Source organism: Allokutzneria albata (assembly GCF_900103775.1).
In the GTDB taxonomy this organism is placed as follows: Bacteria; Actinomycetota; Actinomycetes; order Mycobacteriales; family Pseudonocardiaceae; genus Allokutzneria; species Allokutzneria albata.
The window spans coordinates 130,576-144,855 of sequence record NZ_LT629701.1 but is presented as its reverse complement, the minus strand read 5'-3'; the positions used below and the strand labels follow the sequence as shown (position 1 = coordinate 144,855).

Genomic DNA, 14,280 nt, shown 5'->3' with positions numbered 1-14,280 from the left:
ACGAGCACATCCTGGGGAAGCAAGGGCGAACCGTGCCTGAACCGTTCGGGTTGGCATGACCCCCTGACAACCGTGCTGTGCCTGAACTTCACCGGAATCGCCCGCCAGGAGCCAGCGGCGAGGAGGGTGGTCAGCGTGTCGGATTCCGGGCGTGAAGTGCCCCTGACGCGGCGTCGAGTTCTCAGCGCTGTCGGCGCCACCGGTGGTGTCGGCGCTCTCCTCCGCGCCATGGGCGTGCTCGGCTTCGCGCCGACCGCGGGCGCACAGGACCCGGCCTATCGCGCGCCGCGGCTGTCAGATCTCAGGCAACCGCGTGGCCCGCGGAAACGCGTGCTTGTCATCGGCGCGGGTGTCGCCGGGCTCGCCAGCGTCTACGAACTGCGCAAGGCCGGTTACGACTGTGTGGTCCTGGAGGCGCGGAACCGGCCGGGTGGCCGTGTCTGGACCGTCCGGAAGGGCACCGTGGAAACCGACGTGGACGGCCACACACAGCTGGCCCGCTTCGCTCCCGGGCAGTACATGAATGCCGGGGCCTCCCGCATCGCACCGGACATGGTGACCCTCGACTACTGCCGCGAGCTGGGCGTGCCGATCGAGGCGTTCTCCGCCCAGAACGCCAATGCCTACTACGTGTACGAGGATGGCGGTTCGCTGTCCGGCAAGCCCGTCCGGCACCGGACGGGCAAGGCCGACATGTACGGCTACATGGCCGAGCTGCTGACCAAGGCGACGAACCGGGGCGCGCTGGACCAGGAGCTGACCGAGGCGGACCGGGAGCTGCTGCTGGACTTCCTCCGCGACTGGGGAGACATCGACACCTCGGGCGAGTACACCGGCAGCGAGCGCCGGGGTTTCGTCGTTCCGCCGGGAGCGGGAGAGCGGCCCGGCGTGGTCGGCGATCCGTTCCCGCTGTCGGACCTGCTCGAGTCCGGCCTCGGCTTCCGGTTCTCCGACGAGTTCGATCCCTTCGAGGCGATGCCGCTGTTCCAGCCCGTCGGCGGGATGGACCGGATCGCCCGCGCGCTGGTCGACGCGATCGGCGAACACCGGATCACCTATGACGCGGTGGTGCAGTCGATCACCACTTCGGGGGCCGGGGTCGCGGTCGTCTTCCGCGGACCCGACGGCCGGTCGCGCACGGAGCGGGCCGACTACTGCATCTGCACGATCCCCCCGCAGATCTTGAAAAAGATCCCGACCAACTTCAGCAAGGCCGTGCGGAACGCGCTTGCGGCGCCGGTCCCGGTGAGGGCCGGCAAACTCGGCATCCAGTACGGGCGGCGCTGGTGGGAGGAGGACGACAGGATCTACGGCGGCACCACCTACACGGACCTCGACCTGACCCTCGTCGAGTATCCCTCGTGGGGTTTTCACGGCAAGAGGGGAATCATCCACGGCTTCTACAACTTCGACGCGGAGGCCGAGCGCTACGGCGACCTGTCCCCCGCCGCGAGGCTCAGCCGCGCGCTGTCACAGGGGGAGAAGATCCACGGCCCGAAGTTCCGCAGAGACGTGGAGGCGTCGTTCTCGGTCGCCTGGCAGAAGACGCGGTACAGCATGGGTGGTTGGACCACGTGGCCGGGAGGGAGCGAATCGGGCCCCAGGCCGGGCGACCCGAACTACGCACGGCTGCTGCGGCCGGAAGGAAGGGTCTACTTCGCCGGCGACCACCTCAGCCACATGAACGGCTGGACGGCCGGAGCGTTCCTGTCAGCCCGCAAGGTCGTCGGGGATCTGCACGCCCGCGTGGTCGCCACCGGCTGAACCGCTCGTCCCGGGATCGACGACGGAGCGGAGCACCGCCTCCAGCACCTCGGCGCCGCTCACCTGGCCGAGCTCGGCCGGGATGTTCTCCTCCATGCGCTGGAAGGCCGCGTAGTAGTTGCGGTCGAACTCCTCGATCAGCCGGGTCACCCAGCGCTCGGCCACGAAGTTCTCCTCGATGACCTCCAGCTGCACGCAGGCGGCGAGGTCGCGCCTGCCGTCCGCGGCGAGCAGGCCGACCAGGTCCTCCAGCGCGTCGTCGGAGTGCTCGATCAACCGCCGCACGGCCAGCAGGTAGGCGCGCGCCTCGCGAACGGTCTGCAGGACCTCCGCCAGCTTGAGGGCGATCTCCGCCCGCAGCGCCGTGCGATCCGTCCCCGCGGAGCAGATCGGCACCTCGTAGGCCGGGTCGCACGCCATGCCCCCGGGTACCTCGCCGAGCCCTTTCCCATGCAAGGGCAACCCAAACCGCCTAATCGCCCAGTGGTCGAAAACCAAACAAGACCGTACGGTTCCCTTATGAACCTGGTGAGCCACCTTGCGCAGCGTCTGCTCCGGCTACCCCGTCCGATGACGCGGAAGGTCAACGTCACCAAGGACATTCCGATCACCATGGCGGACGGCGGGGTGCTGCTCGCCGACCACTGGCGACCGTCCGCGAACGCGCTGCCGACGATCCTGATCCGCACCCCGTACGGCCGCGGCAGTTGGGGCGGACTGCTCGCGAGGCTCTACGCCGAACGCGGCTTCCAGGTCGTGAACTGCAGCGTGCGCGGCACTTTCGGTTCGCACGGCGAGTTCAGGGCTATGCGCCACGAGCACACCGACGGACTTGCCGTCATCGAGTGGGTCACGCGGCAGCCGTGGTTCGACGGCACGCTCGCGTTGGCCGGGACGAGCTATCTCGGGTACACGCAGTGGGCCGTCGCCGCCGATGCGCCGCCACAGGTGAAAGCGATGGTGCCGCACGTGACCTCGTCGCGGCTGGCGCTGGCTTTCCTGCCGCGCGGCAGCTTCGGCCTCGACACGTCGCTGCGGTGGTCCGTGCAGACCGCGCGACAGGAGCGCCGCTTCAAGGGGTACCGGGCGAAGACGGTGCGCCAGGCGATGGACAGCCTGCCGATGGCCGACGCGGACCTTCGCGTGCTCGGGGAGCGGTGGCCGTTCTACCAGGACTGCGTCCACCACGACAACGAGGACAGCTTCTGGAAGGACTGGGACCACAGCACTTCCGTCCCCGCGGTCACGGTGCCGACGAGCCTTGTCGCGGGCTGGGAGGACATCTTCCTCGGCGACCAGATCGACGATTTCGTCGCGCTGCAAGAAGCTGGACGGGCACCGCGGCTGATCGTCGGCCCGTGGCAGCACAGTTCGATCCGAGGATTCGGTGTAGCCGTACGGGAAACCATCGAGTGGGCGGGCGCGCACTGCCGCGGCGAAGAGCCACCGCGCCGCGCTCCGGTCCGTCTTTTCGTTGTGGGAGCAGGTGAATGGCGCCACTACGAGAGCTGGCCGCCGGAGGGTTACCGCCCGCGGGACTGGCACCTGCACGGTGACGGCGGGCTGCGAACGGCGCTTCCCGGGGCGAGCGAGCCCTCGCGCTACCGCTACGACCCCGCCGACCCGACGCCGTCCGTCGGCGGTCCACTGCTCACGCCGCGCGGTGCGGGCCGCAAGGACAACCGCGCCCTCGAAGCGCGCTCCGACGTGCTGACCTTCACCACCGAGCCGCTGGCGGAGGAGCTGGAGATCGTCGGCGAGGTCGGCGCGCGGATCTGGCTGCGGTCGAGCCGCCCGGACACCGACGTGTTCGTGCGTCTGTGCGATGTGGACAGTCGCGGTCGTTCGGTGAACGTCTGCGACGGGCTCGTCAACGTGAAACCGGACGGCGTGACGCGGGTGGAGGTGCGGCTGTCCCCGATCGCCTACCGCTTCGCGCGGGGACATCGCGTGCGGGTGCAGGTCTCCAGCGGCGCCCATCCCCGCTTCGCCCGCAACACCGGCAGCGGGGAGCACCACGCCGTCGCGCGCACCCTCCACCCCGCCGACCAGGAGGTGTTCCACTCGCCGGAACACCCGTCGGCGATCACCCTGCCCGCAGCAGCGGGATGATCAGGCCGTCGACGAGGCGGTCCACCAGGGCGTCGTCCACCTCGTCGTTGGTGGTCATCAGGCGGAGCATGAAGATCGCCGCGGGGAGGTCGGCGAGCAGGCCGACGTCGACCCCCTCCGGTACCTCACCGCGCTGCACCGCGCGGGCCAGGATGGTGTGCAGCAAGGGTTCCTGTTGCTGGGCGATGCGCTCGGCGTACATCCGGGCCATCTCCTCGTCCCGGCGCCCGCCCTCCATCAGCCCGAGCAGGATGCCCCGCGTGTACGGCGTCTGCGCGCGCACCCAGGACCGCAGCAGCAGCCGGATGTCCTGCACCAGCGAGCCGGTGTCGGGATCGGCGTGCGGCACCTCGTTGACCTTGAGCGCGTCCAGGATCAGCGCCGCCTTGACCGGCCAGTACTGGTACAGCGTGGCCTTGCTGGCGCGGACCCGCTTGGCGATCAGGTCCATGTTGAAGCGCTCGTAGCCGACCTCGGCGAGCACCGCCAGCGTCGCACCGAAGATCTCCCGTTGCCGCTCGGGGTCGCTCAGCGGGACCTTCCTCGGTCGTGGCATGACGGGATCCGACACGCGCCTTCCCTTCCCGGGCCTGCGTTGGTCGGAGCAGAGTACCCGCCGCTCAGCCCTGCGCGGCCTGCCGCCTCGACGTCGTGGCGGCCTGCTCGGCGCGCTCGGCGGCGAGGAAGCGCGCCGCGGCGCCCTCCGGATCGGCCTGCACGCGCGGGCGCACCGCTCCGCCGCCGTGCAGCAGCCGCGCGGTCTCCGCGCGCAGCGCCACGAACGCGTCGGACTCCCTGGTGGTGATCTGGTCGCGCTCCTCGGGCAGGTCGACCTCGAGGTCCGCCACCACGGTCGCCGGGGACTTGGACAGCACCAGCACGCGGTCGCCGAGGTAGACGCTCTCGTCGATGTCGTGGGTCACCAGCAGGATCGTCGTGTCGTGCTCGCGCCGCACGCGCAGCAGCAGGTCTTCCAACTCGAAGCGGGTCTGCGCGTCCACCGACGCGAACGGCTCGTCCATCAGCAGCAGCGCCGGGCGGTAGGCGAGGGCGCGGGCGATCGCCACCCGCTGCTGCATGCCGCCGGAGAGCTGCCACGGGTACTTCGCGCCCGCGCCGGACAGGCCGACCCACTCCAGCGCCTGGGCAGCGCGCGAGCGGCGCTCGGCGCGGGAAACCTTGCGCTTCAACGGGAACTCGACGTTGCGCTGCACGGTCAGCCACGGGAACAGCGAGCGGCTGTAGTCCTGGAAGACCACGGCGAGGTCGTCGGGGACCCCGCGCACCGGGTCGCCGTGCAGGGCGACGTGCCCACTGGTCGGGGTGATCAACCCGGACAGCGTGCGCAGCAGCGTGGACTTGCCGCAGCCCGACGGGCCCACGATGCACACCAGTTCGCCCGCGGCGACCGTGAAGGACAGGTGGTCGATCGCGGTGTGCTCGCCCCCCTTGGCCCGGTAGCGGTGGCCGAGGTCGGTGACCTCCAGCATCGTGCTCACGTCATGCTCCCGTTCCGGCCGCGAGCGCGGCCTGGCGGTGGGCCGGCTGCCAGGCCAGCACCCTGCGTTCGACGGCCGAAAGGCCCGTGTTGAAGAGGAAACCCAGCACGCCGAGCAGGACGATCCCCGCCCACATCGCCGGGAAGTCGTACTGGCGCTGCGAGTACAGCAGCCGGTAGCCGATGCCCTCGGTGGAGCCGACCAGCTCCGAGATCACCATCAGCACCAGCGACAGCGACAGGCTGATCCGCAGCCCCGCGAAGATCTTCGGCGACGCCGCGGGCAGCACCACACCGAAGATCCAGTCCACCTTGGACACCCGGAAGGCGCGGGCGGTCTCGGTCTTGGTCTCGTCCACCGACCGCGCCCCGTCCACCGAGTTCAGCAGGATCGGCCAGATCGTGCCGAAGACGATGGTGGCCAGCTGCATCGGCGTGCCGAGGGTGAACAGCGCCAGGAACACCGGCACCAGGGTCGGCGGCGGGATCGCCCGCAGGAAGGAGATGATCGGCCCGCAGTAGTCCATCGCGGTGGCCGACCGCCCCAGCAGCACGCCGAGCGCGACGCCGAGCACGCCCGCGATGGCCCAGCCGCCCAGCATCCGCGCCACGCTGGCGAAGAGGTCCTCGAAGACCACGTCGGTCAGGAACAGGCTGGAGACCGGTCCGCTGAACCACATCTGCCGCGCGGTCTCGGCGATCTGGCTCGGCGGCGGGAAGTACAGGCTGCCCGCGACCCGGGTGGCGGTCTCCCACAGCAGCACCAGGACGAGCAGCACGATCCAGCCGGACGCCGCGCTCCGCAGCCGCCTCACACCGTCTCCCCCGTCCGGGCGCCCCAGGCGAAGAACCGCCGCTGCACCCACTCCAGTCCCGCGTTGACCAGGTAGCCGATCAGCCCGGCGACCACGGTGCCCGCGAAGACCAGGTCCATCCGGCCGCCGCCGCTGCTGGCGTTGAGGATGAACTGGCCGAGGCCGAGCGTCGCGCCCGCCAGCAGCTCCGTGCTCACCACGACGATCAGCGCGATCGCCGCCGAGGTCCTGATCCCGGTCATCACGAACGGGGCGGCGCTGGGCAGCGCCACCGTCGCCATGATCCGCGGCTTGCTCGTGCCGAAGGCCCGTGCGGTGTCCACCAGCTGCTCGTCCAGCTCGTCGAGGGCGTAGATGGTGTTGAACAGGATCGGCCACACCGAGGCGTAGACCGCGAGCACGATCTTCGCCTCGGGACCGCCGCCGAAGAGCAGGATCGCCAGCGGGATCATCGCCACCGACGGGATGGGGCGCATCAGCTCCACCACCGTCCTGGTGGCCCGCCGGACCGCGGGCACGCTGCCCAGCACCAGGCCCAGCGGCACCGCGATGGCGATGGCGATGCCCAGGGCGATGGCCCACGCCAGCACGCTGGCGATCACGTCGTAGACGAACACCCCGTCCAGCAGCAGCCGGACGAGCGTGGCGCCGATGACCGTCGGCGGCGGGATGTAACCGGGCGGGACCAGATCGGAGTTGCTGAGCAGCTCCCACAGCAGGAGCAGCACGGCAACCCCGACCAGCCCGCGGAAGGCGGCGCGCACGGACCCTTCGACCTCTACTTGGCCGGGACCGGGGCCTGCGGCAGCACCATCGTGCTGACGTCGATGCGCTCGCTGAGGATGCCGAAGTCCTTCATCAGGTCCGGCACGCGCTGCAGCCGGGCGGCCTCCAGCGAGGCCGGGTAGGCGCCGATGTTCATGATCGAGGCGGTCTGGGCGTCGATGCCCGCGTAGCCCTGCACGGCGGCCTCGACCCGGGCCCGGTCGGAGTTGGCGATCTCCACGCCCTTGGCCAGCCCGCGCTGGAAGGCCGCGAGCGCCTTCGGGTTCGCCGCGGCGAACTTGGCGTTGGTGGAGTAGCCGGCCATCGGGATCGACTCGGTCGGCCCGGACGCGGCGTCGAAGACCCGGACGGCGCCCATGCTCTTGGCGGCCTGGGTGATGAACGGCTCGGCCATCACCGCGGCGTCGACGTTGCCGTTCTTCAGCGCGGCCGCCATCTCGGTGAACGGCATCTGCACGTACTTGATCTGCTTGGCGTCGACGTTGTGGGCGCTGAGCACCGACCACACCGTCATGTCGGCGAGGTTGCTGGTCGTGGTGACCGCGACCTTCTTGCCGGGCAGGTCGCTCATGGACTTCACCGACGAGGTCGGCGAGGTCATGGTCATCCAGACGTTCGGCTTGGCCGCGTAGCAGTCGGCGACCCACTTGAGGTCGACGACCTTCTTCGCGTGCGCGGTGAACATCGAGACGTAGTTGCCGTGGACCATGTCCATCTCGCCCGCGGCCATCTTGTCGATGCCGACGGCGGAGGTGGTCAGCGGGATCAGCTCCAGGTCCAGGCCCTCGGCCTTGAAGAAGCCCGCCTGCTGCGCGATGTAGACGGGCGCGACATCGACGACCTTGACCAGACCCAGGCGGATCTTCATGTTCTGGCCGTCGCCGGAGGGCTTGTCATCGCCGGAGGAGCCGCCCAGCAGGCCACAGCCACCGAGGCCGGCCATCAGGGCGGTGACGGTGAGGACAGCGCCGAGGACCCGCCTGCGGGGCCGGGACGACGGCCCGCCGGGGATGCCGCGTCGGTTCATGCTTGCGCTCCATGTTTCGGAAGGTGCGGGGGTGGGTGGGTTGGGCCCTACCTAACGTTCGGGCTCCGCGACGGGTCAAGCCCGTACAGAAGAAAGAACGTCGTGTTGTTTCGTGAAGATCGTGCGCTTTGCATTTCCTTGAGGTCCGCGGAAACGCGCTGTAATCGATTCCGGGCGATTGTGGACGGAGAGCCACCACCGCCCTCCGGCCGGATGACACGCCGGATGAATTTCTTCTGCCTTCCCCGTTCGGAGTAGTCCGGCACAAGAGCACTCGAAGTGAAACCCGTCGAAGGGCGGGATTCGAGACGTACCCGAGACATCAGCCGAGACATCGGCGGGCGCGGCGGCCGGGGCGGTGCGCTCGCCGGAGTCCCCGTCGCGGCATCGACCGGCAGGCGCCCACGACCCTGCGCGCACGGCCGTGCGCCGACCGTCACGGGCCGGGACAGCGGGACGCGCGAGCGGTATAGGCCCAGTTCACGGCGGCTGCCGGGACGGGTCATACTGGGGCTCCTCAGCCGGGGGATGTGCACTGCCGGACGCGCGGCCTCACCAAGGGTAGCCAGGCAATCACCCGTCCGAGTCATATGGGTCTAGACAACGCCATGGTTGAGCGTCAAATCAACTTCACGAATGTCATGTGCTTCCTAACTGAAGGTCCCAAGGCTGACAGGACGGTTCTTGTTCGCTACCTTGCGCTGAAAGTTGTCCGTACGAGCTGGGTCCCGTACGGGGGGAGCCGCTTAGCTCTGATCCGGGGAGTGTTCACGTAGTGCCCGATCAGCCCGGCAGGATCGCGTCCCGCAAGGGTGCCCCGAACCGGTCCACCGCACCCGCCGACGACGGCGACGGTGGCCCCTCCCCCACGCATGCGCAGCGGCGAACACCGCCGGTGTCCGAGGAGACACCGGCACCGGCCCACCCCGACCGGCGGGACGACGCCCGCTGGCGGTTGCGCAACTGGCGGCTGCGCAACCGGATGGCCGTGGTGCTGCTCGTGCCCACGATCACCGCGCTCGTCCTCGGCACCCTGCGCGTGCAGGACGAGCTGGCCAGGGCCGACGACTTCCAGCGCACGGTCGCCCAGGTCGACGTCGCCCGCAAGGTGACGACGGTGATCCACGAGATCCAGAAGGAGCGGACCCTCGTGGTGGCCAGGGTCGCCGCGGGCCGCAGCACCGACCGCAAGCCGATGGTCGACCAGTTCGAGACCGTGAACACCGCGGTGAACGACCTGCACCGGGCGATGGAGTCGCTCGAGTACGACGACGCCGCCAGCGAGGAGCGCTACAAGCGCGGTATCCAGCGGCTCAGCGCGCTCAACCCCCTGCGCCTGGTCGCCGACACGACCTCCTACGCCGACATCGCGGTGCACGCGGTCTACTCCTCCATCCTCGACGCGCTGGTGCAGCTCGGCCGCGAGGTCAGCGCCTCGGTCTCCGAGCACTCCCTGTCCAGGGCCGCCACCGCGATCCAGGCGCTGACCCAGGCCAAGGAGCGGCTGGCCCAGCAGAACGCGCTCATGCAGATGGCCGCGACGCACAACGAGTTCCGCGCCGGGCAGCTGGACGAGCTGCGCGCGGCCAACTCCGGCTACGACGCCGCGGTCTCGGACTTCCAGGCGGTGGCCACCCCGGCCGAGCGGCAGCTGTTCCTCGGCACGGTCAGCGGCAGCGACGTCGACACCCGGCAGCGGATCAAGCAGATCTCGGTCATCAAGGGCGCCAACGACGCCTCCCTCGACATCCCCGGAGACGAGTACAACCGGGTCGCGGGCGTCACCAGCGACCTGCTCAGCCGGGTGGAGAACACGCTGCTGGAGGCGCTGCGCAAGGAGGCCGACGACCTCGCGGCCTCCGCGGTCGCCCACGCCACGCGGGACGCGGCGCTGGTGCTGATCGCCCTGCTGGTGGCGCTGCTGCTGATGGCCGTCGTGGTCCGCTCGCTGCTGACCCCGCTGCGGGTGCTGCGCACCGAGGCGCTGGACGTGGCCAACGAGCGGCTGCCGGAGACGGTCAAGCGCATCCTCGCCGACCCGAACCCGGCCGAGGCCGCCAAGTCCGCGGTCCAGCCGGTGAAGGTGTTCACCCGCGAGGAGATCGGCCAGGTGGCGCGCGCCTTCGACGCCGTCCACGAGCAGGCCGTGCACATGGCCACCGAGCAGGCCCTGTTGCGGGACAACGTGAACGCGATGTTCGTCAACCTCTCCCGGCGCAGCCAGACGCTGGTGGAGCGGCAGCTGTCCGTGCTGGACCAGCTGGAGCAGGACGAGCAGGACCCGGACGCGCTGTCCAGCCTGTTCGTGCTCGACCACCTCGCCACCCGCATGCGCCGCAACAGCGAGAACCTGCTGATCCTCTCCGGCAGCGGGCTCGGCAAGCGGCTGTCCGCCCCGGTGCCCGTCGCCGAGCTGATCGGCGCCGCGGTCTCCGAGGTCGAGCACTACGCCAGGATCAACCTGACCGCCGCGCCGGACGTGCTGGTGCAGGGCCGGGTGGTCAACGACCTCATCCACCTGACCGCGGAGCTGCTGGACAACGCCACGGTGTTCTCCGACCCGCAGAGCCCGGTCGACGTCAGCGTCGCGCAGCTGCGGTCCAAGGACCTGGCCATCCAGATCACCGACCGCGGTGTCGGCATGAGCGACGAGGAACTGGCCGAGGCCAACAAGAACCTGGCCGAGCCGCCGGAGATCGACGTCGCGGTCTCCCGCAGGATGGGCCTGTACGTGGTCGCCAGGCTGGCCGCGCGGCACGACATCAAGGTGCGCCTGCACAACGGCGAGTACATCGACGGCGGCACCAGGGCGATCATCACCGTGCCCGCCGAGCTGGTGGTGCTCCCGTCCGCTTTGGACGGTGCGCCGCTGTACGCGACCGGGACGCAGCAGTTCCCGCCGCCGATGCCGCAGCGCCAGCCGCAGCAGCACCTCCCCGAGCAGCAGGAGTGGTTCACCGCGACCAACCCCGCGGTGGACCCGGTGCCCGAGCACACCCCGGCACCGGCACCCGTCGCGCCCGTCGCCGAGGCGGAACAGCCCGCGGAGGCTCCCCCGGTCTCGCCGCTCGCGGACTCCGGCGAGCACGTGCGGGTCGGCGGCCCCAGGGCACTGGCCCGGCGCCTGGCGCCATCGCTGGTCGAGCAGACCGACGGTCCCGCCGAGACCCCCGCTCCGTCCGGAGTGGACAGTCCGGACCTGTTCACCGCGCACCAGGACGGCCAGGCGAGCCCGGAGCAGCGGAGCGAGGCGTTCGAGAACCCGTTCCCGCAGACCGAGCGGCCCGAGGTGGACGCGCCGACCGAGCGGCTGCCGATCTACGAGGAGATCCTCTCGCAGTGGTTCCAGACGGTGGAGAACCCCGACGGCGAGTTCCCGCACCCGTCTCCGCCGCGCCCGGTGCCCGCCGCCGAGGCCGAACCCGCCCAGCCCGCCGTCCGGCCAGCAGCCAAGGCCCCCGAGGCCGAAGCCGAGCCCGCCAAGGCGGCCGAGCCGGTCGCCGCGCCCGCGGAACCGGTGGTGCGCAGGGAGACCATCCCCGCCCCGCCGCGGCCAGCCACCTGGCGCTCGGCCGGTGACGAGGGCTGGCGCGCGGTGGAGACGATGCTCAACGCCCCGGCCGAGGAGACGGTGACCGCGGCGGGGCTGCCCAAGCGGGTGCCGAAGGCGAAGCTGATGCCGGGCTCGATCAAGCCGGCCGCTCCGCGCCGCTCGGCCCCGCCCACCAGGGGCGGCGGTGCGGCCCAGCCCGCGGCCGCCCCGTACCCGCAGCAGCCCGCCCAGCCCGCCCGCTCCGCCGAGGCGGTGCGCGGCCGGATGTCCAGCTTCCAGCAGGGACTGCGGCGCGGGCGGCATGCCAGGATCGACGAACTCGCTGGCGAGCGCGCCGGCTCCAACGGAACGCACGCGCCCAACGGTGCCGCGTCGGCCAACGGTGCCGCGCGGCAGGAGGAGGACAAGTGACCATCCCGCAACAGCCGGGCGGCTTCGGCTGGTTGATCACCGAGTTCGTGCAGCGGGTGCCCGGCGTGGCGCACGCCGTCGTGGTCTCGGCCGACGGCCTGCTGCTCGCCGGCTCCGAGGGCCTGCCGCGCGATCGCGCCGAGCAGCTGTCCGCGGTCGCCTCCGGGCTGGTCAGCCTCACCCAGGGCGCCGCGCGCTGCTTCGAGGCGGGCAACGTCGCCCAGACCGTGGTGGAGATGGAGCGGGGCTACCTGTTCCTGATGTCGGTCTCCGACGGCTCCTGCCTCGCCCTGCTGGCCGCGCCGAACTGCGACATCGGGCTGGTCGCCTACGAGATGACCATGCTCGTCGAGCGGGTCGGCCAGCAGCTGACGCCCGAGCTGCGCGCCCAGCTCCAGGGCGGCGGCAGGGGAATGGGCTGAGCCGATGAGGGCTGACGCGACTCGGGAGGTGGCGAGATGACGGGCTCCTACTACGACCCGGAGAACACCGGCGACAACTGGTCGCAGCTCTACACCCACGGTGGACAGCACTCCGGCGACTACGGCACGGGGGACGAGTACCGCGCCGACCTCGGCGGCTTCGCCGAGCAGCCGGAGGGCAGGCACGAGCTGCGCACACCGCTGACCGAAACCGGTATGCTCGCCCGCCCCTACGCCCGGACGCGCGGCCGGACGCGACCCGACTACGATCTCCCGATCGAGGCTCTGGTCCGCACCAGCGACCACGCCGCGGGCGACAGGGAAGCCATCGGGCTCCCCGAGCACCGCTCCATCAGCCGGTTGTGCATCGAGACCCGGTCGGTGGCGGAGGTCGCGGCCCGCATGCGACTTCCGCTGGGTGTGGTCCGGGTACTGATCGGCGACATGGCGACGATGGGGTTGGTCCAGGTGCACCAGAACGGTCTGGTGTCCGGCGACCAGCCCTCGATCGCGTTCCTGGAAAGGGTGCTCAGTGGGCTCCGCAGGCTTTGATCCGCACACACCGGACACCAGCCGGGCGACGACCTCGGCCAAGATCGTGGTGGCCGGCGGCTTCGGCGTCGGCAAGACGACCTTCGTAGGGTCGGTGTCGGAGATCGTGCCGTTGACCACCGAGGCGGTGATGACCGAGGCCAGCGCGGGGGTGGACGACCTCTCCGCGACGCCGAACAAGGTCACCACCACGGTGGCGATGGACTTCGGCCGCGTCTCGCTGGACCAGGACCTGATCCTGTACCTGTTCGGCACGCCCGGCCAGCACCGGTTCTGGTTCATGTGGGACGACCTGGTCCGCGGCGCCATCGGCGCGATCGTGCTGGTCGACACCCGCAGGCTGGCCGACGCCTTCGCCTCCATCGACTTCTTCGACGACCGGCAGCTGCCCTACATCGTCGCGCTGAACTGCTTCGACGGGATGCTGCACCACCGCATCGAGGACGTCCGCGAGGCGCTGACCATCGACGACTCGGTCCCGATGGTGGTCTGCGACGCGCGCACCAAGGAGTCCACCAAGCAGGCGCTGATCACGCTGGTCGAGTACGCGATCCAGCAGTCCATGACCGCGCGCCCCATGGCCTGACCTCCACCGCTTCGCTTGCGCACTGAATGAGTCATTGAGGTACTTGAACGCACCGAATGACTCATTCAGTGCGGTGAGCGAGCCCGGCAGGAGGGGTGCGTGCGCGTCAGGGCGGTGACACCGCAGCGGCTGGTCGGGGAGATCGCCGGGCGGGTGCTGGAGTTCCCCAGGCACGCGTGGGTGCGCGTCGCGGTGGACGGGGCCGAGGCCGCCGATCCCGCCGCGCTGGCCGACGCCCTGGTGGAGCCGCTGAAGCTCGGTGGGCGGGCCGTGCTGCGCGCCTCGGCGAGCGGGTTCCTGCGCCCGGCGTCGCTGCGCTTCGAGCACGGGCGCACCGATCCGGACGCGTTCTACCAGGACTGGCTGGACGTCAAGGGCATCACCAGGGAGCTGCTGGAGCCGCTGTCGCCCGGCGGGACCGGGCGGGTGCTGCCGAGCCTGTGGGACGCGGGGGCCGACCGCGCCAGCCGAGCGTCCTATGTGGACATCCCGGAGGGCGGGGTGGTCGTGCTGGACGGACCGCTGCTGCTCGGCCAGGGACTGCCGCTGGACCTGGTGGTGCACCTGTGGCTCTCCGAGGGGGCTCTGGCCAGGCGCACCCCGCGGGAACGGCAGTGGACGCTGGGCGCCTTCGCCCGTTACGAGAACGAGGTCGACCCGGCGCTGCTGGCCGACGTCGTGGTGCGGGCGGACGATCCTCGCCATCCCGCGGTGGTGGAACGGGGCTGAGCGGGGCACCGCCCAGCCCCGTCCG

13 protein-coding genes are annotated in these 14,280 nt (G+C 70.7%); 7 read left to right on the top strand and 6 right to left on the bottom strand.

Annotated elements, in window-relative coordinates:
• The first annotated feature begins 135 nt into the window (after window positions 1-135).
• Window positions 136-1,764 carry a flavin monoamine oxidase family protein gene (locus tag BLT28_RS00630; RefSeq protein WP_030433119.1) on the top strand — a complete coding sequence of 543 codons (1,629 nt, stop codon included), beginning with the start codon at window positions 136-138 and terminating at the stop codon, window positions 1,762-1,764.
• Here BLT28_RS00630 and BLT28_RS00625 read toward each other — a convergent pair.
• The gene (locus BLT28_RS00625) at window positions 1,711-2,184 is read right to left on the bottom strand and encodes a hypothetical protein (RefSeq protein WP_052408101.1); all 474 of its coding nucleotides are present in this window, start codon (window positions 2,182-2,184) and stop codon (window positions 1,711-1,713) included. The genes BLT28_RS00630 and BLT28_RS00625 overlap by 54 nt on opposite strands.
• Before the next feature lie 99 nt (window positions 2,185-2,283).
• Between BLT28_RS00625 and BLT28_RS00620 the strand changes: the two genes are divergently transcribed.
• A complete protein-coding gene (locus tag BLT28_RS00620; protein ID WP_030433117.1) occupies window positions 2,284-3,876 on the top strand; it encodes a CocE/NonD family hydrolase in 1,593 nt (530 codons plus the stop codon).
• On the opposite strand, the gene BLT28_RS00615 is transcribed toward BLT28_RS00620, so the two are convergent.
• From BLT28_RS00615 to BLT28_RS00595, 5 genes are all read right to left on the bottom strand, one after another.
• A complete protein-coding gene (locus BLT28_RS00615; protein ID WP_156051733.1) occupies window positions 3,851-4,432 on the bottom strand; it encodes a TetR/AcrR family transcriptional regulator in 582 nt (193 codons plus the stop codon). The genes BLT28_RS00620 and BLT28_RS00615 overlap by 26 nt on opposite strands.
• Before the next feature lie 64 nt (window positions 4,433-4,496).
• Window positions 4,497-5,375, bottom strand: a complete 879-nt coding sequence (locus tag BLT28_RS00610) for an ABC transporter ATP-binding protein (protein ID WP_030433115.1) — start codon at window positions 5,373-5,375, stop codon at window positions 4,497-4,499.
• A gap of 1 nt (window position 5,376) precedes the next feature.
• Window positions 5,377-6,189, bottom strand: a complete 813-nt coding sequence (locus tag BLT28_RS00605; RefSeq protein WP_030433114.1) for an ABC transporter permease — start codon at window positions 6,187-6,189, stop codon at window positions 5,377-5,379.
• Window positions 6,186-6,953 (bottom strand): ABC transporter permease, encoded by a 768-nt coding sequence (locus BLT28_RS00600; protein ID WP_030433113.1) that lies wholly within the window; start codon window positions 6,951-6,953, stop codon window positions 6,186-6,188. Before BLT28_RS00600 ends, BLT28_RS00605 begins: the two co-directional genes overlap by 4 nt.
• A 14-nt stretch (window positions 6,954-6,967) precedes the next feature.
• Window positions 6,968-8,002, bottom strand: coding sequence for an ABC transporter substrate-binding protein (locus BLT28_RS00595; RefSeq protein WP_052408100.1), 1,035 nt, complete (start codon window positions 8,000-8,002; stop codon window positions 6,968-6,970).
• 775 nt (window positions 8,003-8,777) lie between these two features.
• Here BLT28_RS00595 and BLT28_RS00590 point away from each other — a divergent pair.
• From BLT28_RS00590 to BLT28_RS00570, 5 genes are all read left to right on the top strand, one after another.
• Complete coding sequence (locus BLT28_RS00590) at window positions 8,778-11,966, top strand: sensor histidine kinase (protein WP_052408099.1); 3,189 nt, start codon at window positions 8,778-8,780, stop codon at window positions 11,964-11,966.
• Window positions 11,963-12,388 carry a roadblock/LC7 domain-containing protein gene (locus BLT28_RS00585; protein WP_030433110.1) on the top strand — a complete coding sequence of 142 codons (426 nt, stop codon included), beginning with the start codon at window positions 11,963-11,965 and terminating at the stop codon, window positions 12,386-12,388. Before BLT28_RS00590 ends, BLT28_RS00585 begins: the two co-directional genes overlap by 4 nt.
• A gap of 36 nt (window positions 12,389-12,424) precedes the next feature.
• The gene (locus BLT28_RS00580) at window positions 12,425-12,940 is read left to right on the top strand and encodes a DUF742 domain-containing protein (RefSeq protein ID WP_081900767.1); all 516 of its coding nucleotides are present in this window, start codon (window positions 12,425-12,427) and stop codon (window positions 12,938-12,940) included.
• A complete protein-coding gene (locus BLT28_RS00575) occupies window positions 12,921-13,526 on the top strand; it encodes a GTP-binding protein (RefSeq protein ID WP_083383621.1) in 606 nt (201 codons plus the stop codon). The genes BLT28_RS00580 and BLT28_RS00575 overlap by 20 nt, the downstream gene beginning before the upstream one ends.
• Before the next feature lie 99 nt (window positions 13,527-13,625).
• Window positions 13,626-14,255, top strand: a complete 630-nt coding sequence (locus tag BLT28_RS00570) for a nucleoside/nucleotide kinase family protein (RefSeq protein ID WP_030431844.1) — start codon at window positions 13,626-13,628, stop codon at window positions 14,253-14,255.
• Window positions 14,256-14,280 lie beyond the last annotated feature (25 nt).